This window comes from Streptomyces sp. NPDC001617 (assembly GCF_053596855.1).
Map to the genome: position 1 here is coordinate 1 of NZ_JBSFHA010000163.1, position 8,589 is coordinate 8,589.

An 8,589-nucleotide genomic window follows, 5' to 3' on the forward strand; every position below is an offset into this window, starting at 1 on the left:
CGAGATGAAACAGGCCCTGGGCCTGGCCCACTTCGAAGGCCGCACCTGGAGAGGCTGGCACCACCACGTCACCCTCGTCTCCGTCGCGCACGCCTTCTGCACCCTGCAGCGCATCACCCGGTCCCCAAAAGAGACGGCGCCGGCCTGAGCCTCTACCGAGTCGCCCGCGAACTGCAGTTACTCCTCGCGGTCTGGACCGGCGCCAGGCGGGCCATCACCCATGCCGTCCGGGCGTCCATCCCCTCACCGAAGTCGGCGACCAGGCGCCGCGCCTGCCACGCCCTGCGCAGAGCGAGCACCCACCGCAGGAGCGGGAACCGGATCCGGCCGGTGACAGCCAGTCATCCGGCCCCGGAAACAACAGTCGTGTCGGTTCCCGTTCTCATGGGCATCTCGCTTCTCCTCGGCTGACCACCGCACGGCGGCCAGCCGAGGAGGACGCTCAGCGAAAGTCGTCGGCGTGATCGGCGGCCCACTGCGCGAACGTCTGCGCGGGCCTGCCGGTGATCCTGGCGACGATGACCGAGACCGGGGCCGGAACGCCGTCGGCGGCGGCCCACATGCCCAGAAGCGCATCGGCCACAACTGGAGGCGCCTTCTTGACCAATTCCTCCCGCGCCTGCTCGCGAGAGACCGCCTCCACCCGGATCGGGCGCCCGATGGCCTCACCGATGTGCTCCACCTGGCGCCGCAGCGTCAGCGACTCGGCCCCGTGGACGGTGTACGCCTGGTGGGAGTGGCCCGGCTCGGTCAGAGCGGTCACGGCGAGCGCGGCCATGTCCCTCTCATGGACGGGTGCGTTCTGCGCCTCCGGGTACGGAAGGCGCACGACGCCCTCCGTACGGATCGATTCCCCCCACCACCACCGGGCGTTGGTCGCGAACATGCCCGGCCTGATGAATGTCCAGCGCAGACCCGACCGCTCGATGGCCGACTCGACCGTCCGGTGCATCTGCGCGATCGGGTTCTTTTCGGCGGTGGACATTACGACCGACACCGACGACAGCAGGACCACCTGCCGGACGCCGGCGGATTGCGCCGCCGCCACGAAGCCCTCGATCTCGTCCGGTTTGGCGTACAGGAACACCTTGTCGGCACCGGCCAGCACCGCGGGCAGGGTCTCGGGGCGCTCCAGGTCGGCCGGGACGACCTCCAGCGTGGACGGGAAGCCGCCCGCCGCCGGATTTCTGCTGGTCCCCCTGACCTTTTCGCCAGCGGCCAGCAGGCCGGCGGCGACCTGACGGCCGACGTTGCCACGTGCGCCGAAGACGACAGTAACCATGATCGGACCTCCTCGTGATCGGTGGTGCTGCGGCTGGAGCAGGGTTTATGAGTGGACCTCAGCGGCTTGACTGGTCCAGGTGGCGTACATCTGGGTGTACTTGCCGTCGGCGGCGACGAGTTGGTCGTGCGAACCGACCTCGACGATCCCGCCCTCGTCGACGACGACGATGCGGTCGGCCTTCATGGCGGTGGAGAGCCGGTGCGCGATCAGGATCGCGGTGCGGCCCTCGAGCAGCACGTCCAGGGCGCCCTCGATCTTGGTCTCGGTCTGGAGGTCCAGGTTGGACGTGGCCTCGTCCAGGACCAGCACCCGGGGCTGGGCCAGGAAAGCCCTGGCCAGCGCGACGAGCTGGCGTTCGCCGGAGGACAGGGACTGGCCCCGCTCTTGAACGACGGTGTCGAGACCGTCGGGCAGCCGCTCTACCACGTCGACCAGGCCGACGACCCGCAGCGCCTCCCAGACCCGGTCGTCGGAGGCGTCCGAGGCGGCGAAGCGGATGTTGTCCCGAAGCGGCCCGGCGAACAGGAAGGGCTCCTGCGGCACAACGCCGAGCTGTCGGCGAAGGGACTCAATCCGCACGTCCCGGAGGTCGCGCCCGTCGATGAGTATCCGTCCAGAGGTCGGGTCGTAGAACCGGGTGACCAGTTTGGCGAGGGTGGACTTGCCGGCACCGGTCGGACCGACGAACGCCACGGTCTCGCCGGCCCGGATGTCCAGCGACACATCGGAGATCACTGGTCGGTCGGGAAGATAGCCGAACGTCACGTCGTCGAAGACGATTTCACCCTCGACCTTCGGCAGGTCGACGGCTCCAGGGTCCTCCTCGACCTCCGGTCGGGTACTCAGCAGCTGCCTCAGCTTCACGATCGACGACTGCCCCTGCTGGTATGTGTTGTACAGCTGCACCAGCTGCTGGATGGGCTGGAAGAAGGCTCCCAGGGAAAGCAGGAACGCCACCAGCTCGCCGATGGTCAGCTGCCGGTCGGTGACCATGCCGGCGCCGATGGCCAGCAGCACGATCTGTCCGGCGACGCCGATGACCTGGGTGCTCGGCGTGTAGACCGAGTTGATCCGTCCGGTTCGCACGTTGGCGTCGTAGTACTTGCCTGTGACCTGCCGGTGGTGCTCGGTGTTGTGCCGCTGCCGGTTGTACGCCGTGACGATGCGAACACCTTGCAGGCTCTCGGAAAGGTCGGCGATCACGTCGGCGATGGTGTCCCGTACCCGCACGTAGCCCTTGCCGGACGCGCGGCGGAACCACAGGGACAGCGCGGTCAGGACGGGCACCACCAGCACGATGGTGATGAGCGCCAGCCGCACGTCGTAGGTGAACAGCAGCACCGTGACAATCACCATGGTCAGGCCCTGGACGGCGAACTGTGCCAGGCCGTCCTGCAGCAGCTGCTGGAGGTTCTCGATATCGCTGGTCATCCGGGTCATGATCACGCCGGCCTTCTCGCCGGTGTAGAAGTTCAGCGACAGCCGCTGCAACTGGGTGAAGACCCTTATCCGCAGGTCGTTCATCACCCACGCGGCGATCCGCCCGGTCACCTTGACCCGCGCGGCCTGCGCGAGGCCGGTGACCACCAGACTGACCAGGTATATGACCGCGACCAGCAGCAACGCGCCGGAGTTCTTCGCCGTGATGCCGTCGTCGATCCCGATCTGGGTCAGCTTCGGACCGGCCTGCAAGGCCAGCGCCTCCACGACCACGAACACTCCGGCCAGCAGCGCCAGCGGCCAGTACCGGCGGATCAGCCGCCGCAGACTCAGCCTGGCGCCGTCGGGATCGGGCCGGCTGTGCTCGAAGACGACCTCGGGCTCGGAATGTTCCGGCTCGGCCTTGAGCAACTTGTCGACGCTCGCCTGCATCTCTGGCGGCACGCCGGCGAACGGCAGACCTGGTTGGGTCGCCCTGCCGCCGCCGGTGAACGCCGCGCCACCACCACCTACGGGAGACGTCATCGCCCCACACTCCCTAGTTCCGCGATGCTCTCGTCCGCCTGCGCGAGCACTTCCGCGTACAGCGGCGTGCTCGCCAACAGGTCCTTGTGCGTGCCATCGGCGACGATCCGCCCGCCGTCCAGCAGCACCACGCGGTCGGCCAGGCTGATGGTGGACGGTCGGTGCGCGATGATCAACGTCGTCCGGCCGGCGAACAGGGTCCGCAGCCCGGCGTGGATCTCCTGCTCCACCTGGACATCGATGGCGCTGGTGGCGTCGTCGAGCACCAGTACCGGCGGATTCACCAGCAGCGTCCGGGCAATCGCGATGCGCTGCCGCTGCCCGCCGGACAGCGTGTAGCCGCGTTCGCCGATGACGGTGTCGTAACCGTCGGACAGCTCGGTGATGAACTCATGCGCCCCGGCCAGCCGGGCCACGCGCTCGATGTCGGTGATGTCCGCGTCCGGCCGCCCGTAGGCGATGTTGTCACGGACCGACGCCGAGAAGAGAAATGGCTCGTCCAGCACGATGCCGACGGCGTCCCGCAGGCTGTGCAGGGTCAGGTCCCGCACGTCGTGCCCGTCCACGGTGACGGAACCGTCGCGCACGTCGTAGAAACGCGGCAGCAGCCTGGCGACGGTGGACTTTCCGGTGCCGGTCCGACCGACCACCGCCACCGTTTCGCCGTGGTGCAGCCGCAGCGAGAACCCGTTCAGCACGTCGGGGCCGTCGCCATAGCCGAAGGTGACGTCGTTGAACTGAACGTCACCGCGCGCCCCGGTGATCTCCAGTGCCTTGGGGGCGTCCACGATCTCCGGCTTCTCGTCCAGCACCTCATACAGCCGCTTGGCCGCGGCCGAAGACCGCTGCCCCAGCATGATCAGGTTGCCGAACACCTGGAACGGCACCTGGAGCATCAGGAGATACGCGTTGAAGGCCAGGATCGCGCCGATACCCAGACTGCCCTGAATGACGAGGTGTCCGCCGTACAGCAGCACGATCGCCATGCCGACGCGAGGCAGGTTCTGCACCAAGGGCGTCCACCGTGCGCGCAGATCGGCGTCCTTCACATTCGCCCAGCGGACGTTTGCCGCGGCCTTCTGAAGCAACAGCAGCTGGCTCCGTTCGGCCGCGAACGACTTGACCACGCGCACGCCGTTGACGTTTTCGTCGACCACGGTCGCGACATCGGCCAGCCGGGCCTGGACCAGCCAGGACACCGGGAACAGGGAGCGCTGCATGCGTCGGCTGGACACGAACAGCAGCGGCATCGGCAGCATGGCCAGGATGGCCAGCGGCACGTTGATCGCCAGCATGTACGCGAACGCCACCAGCGAGATGCTGCACTGCACCAGCAGGTACGGCGCGAACGACAGATACATCTGCACCGCGCGGATGTCGGAGTTGGCGCGGGAGATCAGCTGCCCGGTCTGCACCCGGTCGTAGAAGGGGAACGACAGACTGGTCAGGTGCCCGTACACGATGTTGCGCAGGTCGTACTCGATCTTGGCCGCGGCGCGGAACAGCAGCTGCTTGGACAGGTAGCCGACGACCAGCATGACCACCGTCATCCCGACCAGCCACCACAGGTAGTGCGACAGTGGCACCTTATGCGACACAACCGAGTTGTCCACCGCGTCCCGGATCAGCGTGGGCACCTGTACCGCCACCAGCAGGCTGGACCCGGACATCACCAGCGCCGTGCCGAACATCAAACGGTGCGCTCGAACCAGCGGCCACGCACGCCGTAACCAGGAACGGCTCGGATCGGGGTCGATCGCCGCGCTCGGCGGCGGATACGTCTTGCTCACCTGGGTTCCCCTCTATGCGCGCCCTCTCGGGCGACCCACTCGGCTTGTTTTTCGCCGACTTCCGGCTGATCTCCTGGCTGGCCGTGGCTAGCAGGTACCGGCCGGAGTCGGTGATCACGAGCCTGGCCTTGCGCCGGTCGTACGGAACCGGCGGCGTCGGCGCGGACAGCGTCCGGTACTGCGACAGCGTCAACTCGACGCGGAGCAAGGCATGTTCGGCAACACGCATTCAGGTTACCAAAAAAGAGTGCGGTGTACGCAGTTTAGTTTCGTTGAGCGCCCGGAGCCTCATCGCCGGATCTCGTTCGAGCCGCCGTAGACGGTGCCGACGCGGGAGAAGGGGAACGTATCGGGGGAGACGGTCACGCCCTCAGCGGCGGGTTGAAGGAATCGACGAGTTCGGCCAGGGCAGGTCGGTCTCGACCGGGGTGGCGTAGTCGACGCCGGGGACGTCGAAGCCGTACAGGGAACGGAACTGGGCGCGGAACCACGGAATGTCGGCCAGTTCGGTGACGGTCTCGGGGGTGATCGACTGCCAGCGTTCGGCCACGGCGGCCTGGACCGGCTCGGACAGCTCCCAGCGATCGAGGCGGATGCGGCCGGACTCGTCCAAGTCGGGCCGGTGTGCGGTGAGCTGGTTCCACAGCTGGAGCGACTGCTCGACGGGGGACGGGAAGCGGTCGCCCAGGACGCCACGGAGCAGGCTGACATAGAGCGGGATGCCCGGTATGGCGGTCAATGCCTGGGTGATCGCGGCTCCGTTCAGCGAGGTGTAGGCGCGGCCGCCCACCGCGGCCAGCTGTTCGGTCAGGGCGACCGCGGTGGACTCCAGGTCGGCCTTGGCCGCGCCGATCGTGCCCTCTCGGTAGATGGCCGAAGTCAACGGCGAGCCGATATAGCTGAGGGCGACCGTGCGAAAACCTTCGCGCAGCAGCCCGCGCTCCGCCAGCGCGGTGACCCAGCGGGACCAGTCCTCGCCGCCCATGACACGCACTGTCGCGGCGGTCTCGGCCGCGTCTGCCGGGGCGACGGTGGCCTCTCGCAAGTACGCGGCTCCATCGTCGGCGAACTCCAGGTTCCGGGTGGTGTACGGCGCGCCGAGCGGCTTGAGCACCGACTGGTAGGTGGTGCCGCTCCGAGGATCGGTGCGCCGGGGCGCGGCCACGCTGTAGATCAGGTAGTCCACGCCGCCGAACCGCTTGGCCAGCAGATCCAGCGTCTCGGTCTTGGTGGTGTCGGCGAACGCGTCGGCGTTGCGGAACGAGAAGTCCGACCCCAGCTCGCGGGCGATCACGTTGGTGGCGATGGTGCGGTACCACCCGGCGGTCGCACTGCGGTGCCCGGCCGCCCGCTCGAAGCCGATGCCCACGCCGTTGATGCCGTACCGCACCAGCCCGGCGATCGTGCTCGCCAGGCCATAGCCCGCGCTCGACCCGATCACCAGCGCCGTCGGCCGCCGCGCCGGTGGCTTCTCGGGGGCCGGCACCTCGGCCCGCATCAACTCGACGCTGCGAAAGCATCCGACCGGATGCGACTCGAGCAGCAGATAGCCCCGTCCCGTTGGGTTGACGACGCGTTCGGACTGCGCAAGTGGTGGGTGCATGATCGTCTCCTCTGCCGCATCAGTTGTCGAGCAGTGCCTGCTTGAGGTGCTGGACCAGGTCGTCCGGTGTCGACTGATCGAACATCGACGAGGAGTCCAGACGCAGGTCGGTCGCCGAGTTCAAGCGGTTTCGCAGGGTCAGAATGGACAACGAGTCGAACCCGAGCTCGCGAAGTATCTGGTTCGGCTGCACCGCATCAGCCGACTCGAGCCCGAGTACCGCCGAAATCTGCGTGGAGATGAGGTCGGACAGCGTTCGGTCCCGGTCGCCTTCCGCCATCGACGCGAGCCGTTGCCGTAGCGATGTCGCCGAGGCCGCGCCGCCGCCCGCCGTGCGTTTTCCGGTGGTCCTGACCAGCGACCTGAACGCCGGCGGCAGCGCCTTCCCCGTCCTGGCCTGCCTGGCCAGCTCGGCCAGATCCAGGCTGACCGGAATCCACACGGGTTCACTTGCGCGGCAGGCGGCATCGAACAGCGCGACGGCCTCCCGCACCCCCAGCACGCCCACTCCTGCGATCCCGGTGCGGGACGGTGCGTCGCCCAGCGCCCAGGGCCCCCAGGCCAGCGACACCGCGGGCGCGCCGCGAGCCCAGCGCCGTCGGGCGAGCGCGTCCAGTGCGGCCGCCGACGCGGCCGAGGCGGCGGATCCATTACCGCCGACGGTTCCGGCGAACGACGAGCACAGGACGAGCGTGGCGGCCCCGACCTCCTGGTCGAGAATCTCCGCGGCACCGACCGACGAGCGCAACATCCCGGCGAGCGAATCCGGTGTCGGAGGAGGTGTCGGAGAAGCTGTCTCGTCGCTTGGCAGGGCCTGCGGTACGTGCACGGCCATGATCAGCGGATGCTCCGCGGGCAGACAGTCGATCAGCTCGCGCAGCGCCGTGCGGTCGCCCGGATCGCACGCCGCGGTGGTGACGGTGGCGCCCAACGCGGTTAGCTCCGCGGTCAGCGCGGGGTCCTCGGCGCCGGTGAGCACCAGGTGCCGCACTCCGCGCACGGCGACCAGGTGCCGTGCCAGTCGTTCGCCCATCGGCGTTGTCCCACCGGTGATCAGCGTTGTGCCCTGGTCTCCGGCGAACTGCTCCGTGTTGCCCGCCGGCCTGCCCGCGACGAGCCGCGGCACCCTGGCCTGGCCCTCGCGCAGAGCCATCTGTGGCTCGCCGGACATGACGGCCCTCGGCAGCGCTCGCCACGACGCTTCGTCGGCGTCCACGTCGGCGAGTACGAACCGTCCGGGGTTCTCCGCCTGCGCGGACCGGATCAGCCCCCACACCGCCGCGCCGCCGAGGTCGGTGCCGGCATGGTCGAATGCCGGCACCGTGGAGGTTGTCAGGAACACCACGGTCGCCATGGCAAGCGTTTCGGTCGCCAGCAGAGCGTCCAGCCAGCACAGTGTCTCCCGCACGGTGGCGGCGACCTCCGCGCCCGCCGGCACGGTGACCACCAGGTAGTCCGGCACGTCCCCGGCGGCTTCGGCCAGGGCGTCCAGTCCCGGGTAGGCCTGAGCGCGCACGCCCGCAGCCGTCAATCCCGCCGCGGCGCAGAGCGGATCCGAGCCTATGACTGCCCAATTCGCCTTGCGAGGCAGCGATTTCGCGACGTGGTCAACCCAAGCCTCCCGGTACAGCGCGTCGAGTTGCGCGACCCTGGCGGCCTGCAACTCCCGCGAATCGATGGGGGTGGTGGCGACTCCGAGCTCAGCAACAGGATCGCCAACGGTGTCGGCCAGCATCATCGACACGGAGCCGGTGCGATTCGTACTGATCCGCGCCCGCAGGGCGGACGCGCCGACCGCATGTACGGCGACTCCACGCCAGGACGTCGCCAGCCGAGGGCCCTCGGTGCACACGGCGTGGAGTGTGGCGTCGAGCAGGGCGGGGTGGATGTTGTAGGCGTCCGGGTCGGTGGGCAGGGTGATCTCGGCGTAGATGTGGTCGTTGTGG

General features: G+C 68.6%; 5 protein-coding genes and 1 pseudogene. 1 reads left to right on the forward strand and 5 read right to left on the reverse strand.

Annotation, left to right across the window (positions count from 1 at the left end; genetic code table 11):
- Positions 1–148: pseudogene (locus ACWC09_RS51745) on the forward strand (IS701 family transposase); the annotation flags it as partial.
- A gap of 294 nt (positions 149–442) precedes the next feature.
- On the opposite strand, the gene ACWC09_RS51750 reads toward ACWC09_RS51745, so the two are convergent.
- The 5 genes from ACWC09_RS51750 to ACWC09_RS51770 all read right to left on the reverse strand — a co-directional run.
- On the reverse strand, positions 443–1,282 hold the full coding sequence (locus ACWC09_RS51750) for an NAD(P)H-binding protein (protein ID WP_450859184.1): 840 nt from the start codon (positions 1,280–1,282) through the stop codon (positions 443–445).
- A 45-nt stretch (positions 1,283–1,327) separates the two neighbouring features.
- Positions 1,328–3,250: an ABC transporter ATP-binding protein gene (locus ACWC09_RS51755; protein ID WP_450859185.1), complete on the reverse strand. Its 1,923-nt coding sequence runs from the start codon at positions 3,248–3,250 to the stop codon at positions 1,328–1,330.
- The gene (locus ACWC09_RS51760; protein WP_450859186.1) at positions 3,247–5,040 is read right to left on the reverse strand and encodes an ABC transporter ATP-binding protein; all 1,794 of its coding nucleotides are present in this window, start codon (positions 5,038–5,040) and stop codon (positions 3,247–3,249) included. Before ACWC09_RS51760 ends, ACWC09_RS51755 begins: the two co-directional genes overlap by 4 nt.
- Before the next feature lie 370 nt (positions 5,041–5,410).
- The gene (gene fabV / locus ACWC09_RS51765) at positions 5,411–6,643 is read right to left on the reverse strand and encodes an enoyl-[acyl-carrier-protein] reductase FabV (RefSeq protein WP_450859187.1); all 1,233 of its coding nucleotides are present in this window, start codon (positions 6,641–6,643) and stop codon (positions 5,411–5,413) included.
- A gap of 19 nt (positions 6,644–6,662) precedes the next feature.
- A partial coding sequence (locus tag ACWC09_RS51770; protein WP_450859189.1) for a type I polyketide synthase occupies positions 6,663–8,589 on the reverse strand: 1,927 nt, incomplete at its 5' end.

Excerpts from the sequence above, each read along its gene's own strand:
- ACWC09_RS51755 (WP_450859185.1), bottom strand. The coding sequence starts at position 3,250 with ATGACGTCTCCCGTAGGTGGTGGTGGCGCGGCGTTCACCGGCGGCGGC.
- ACWC09_RS51750 (WP_450859184.1), bottom strand. The coding sequence starts at position 1,282 with ATGGTTACTGTCGTCTTCGGCGCACGTGGCAACGTCGGCCGTCAGGTC.
- fabV (WP_450859187.1), bottom strand. The coding sequence starts at position 6,643 with ATGCACCCACCACTTGCGCAGTCCGAACGCGTCGTCAACCCAACGGGA.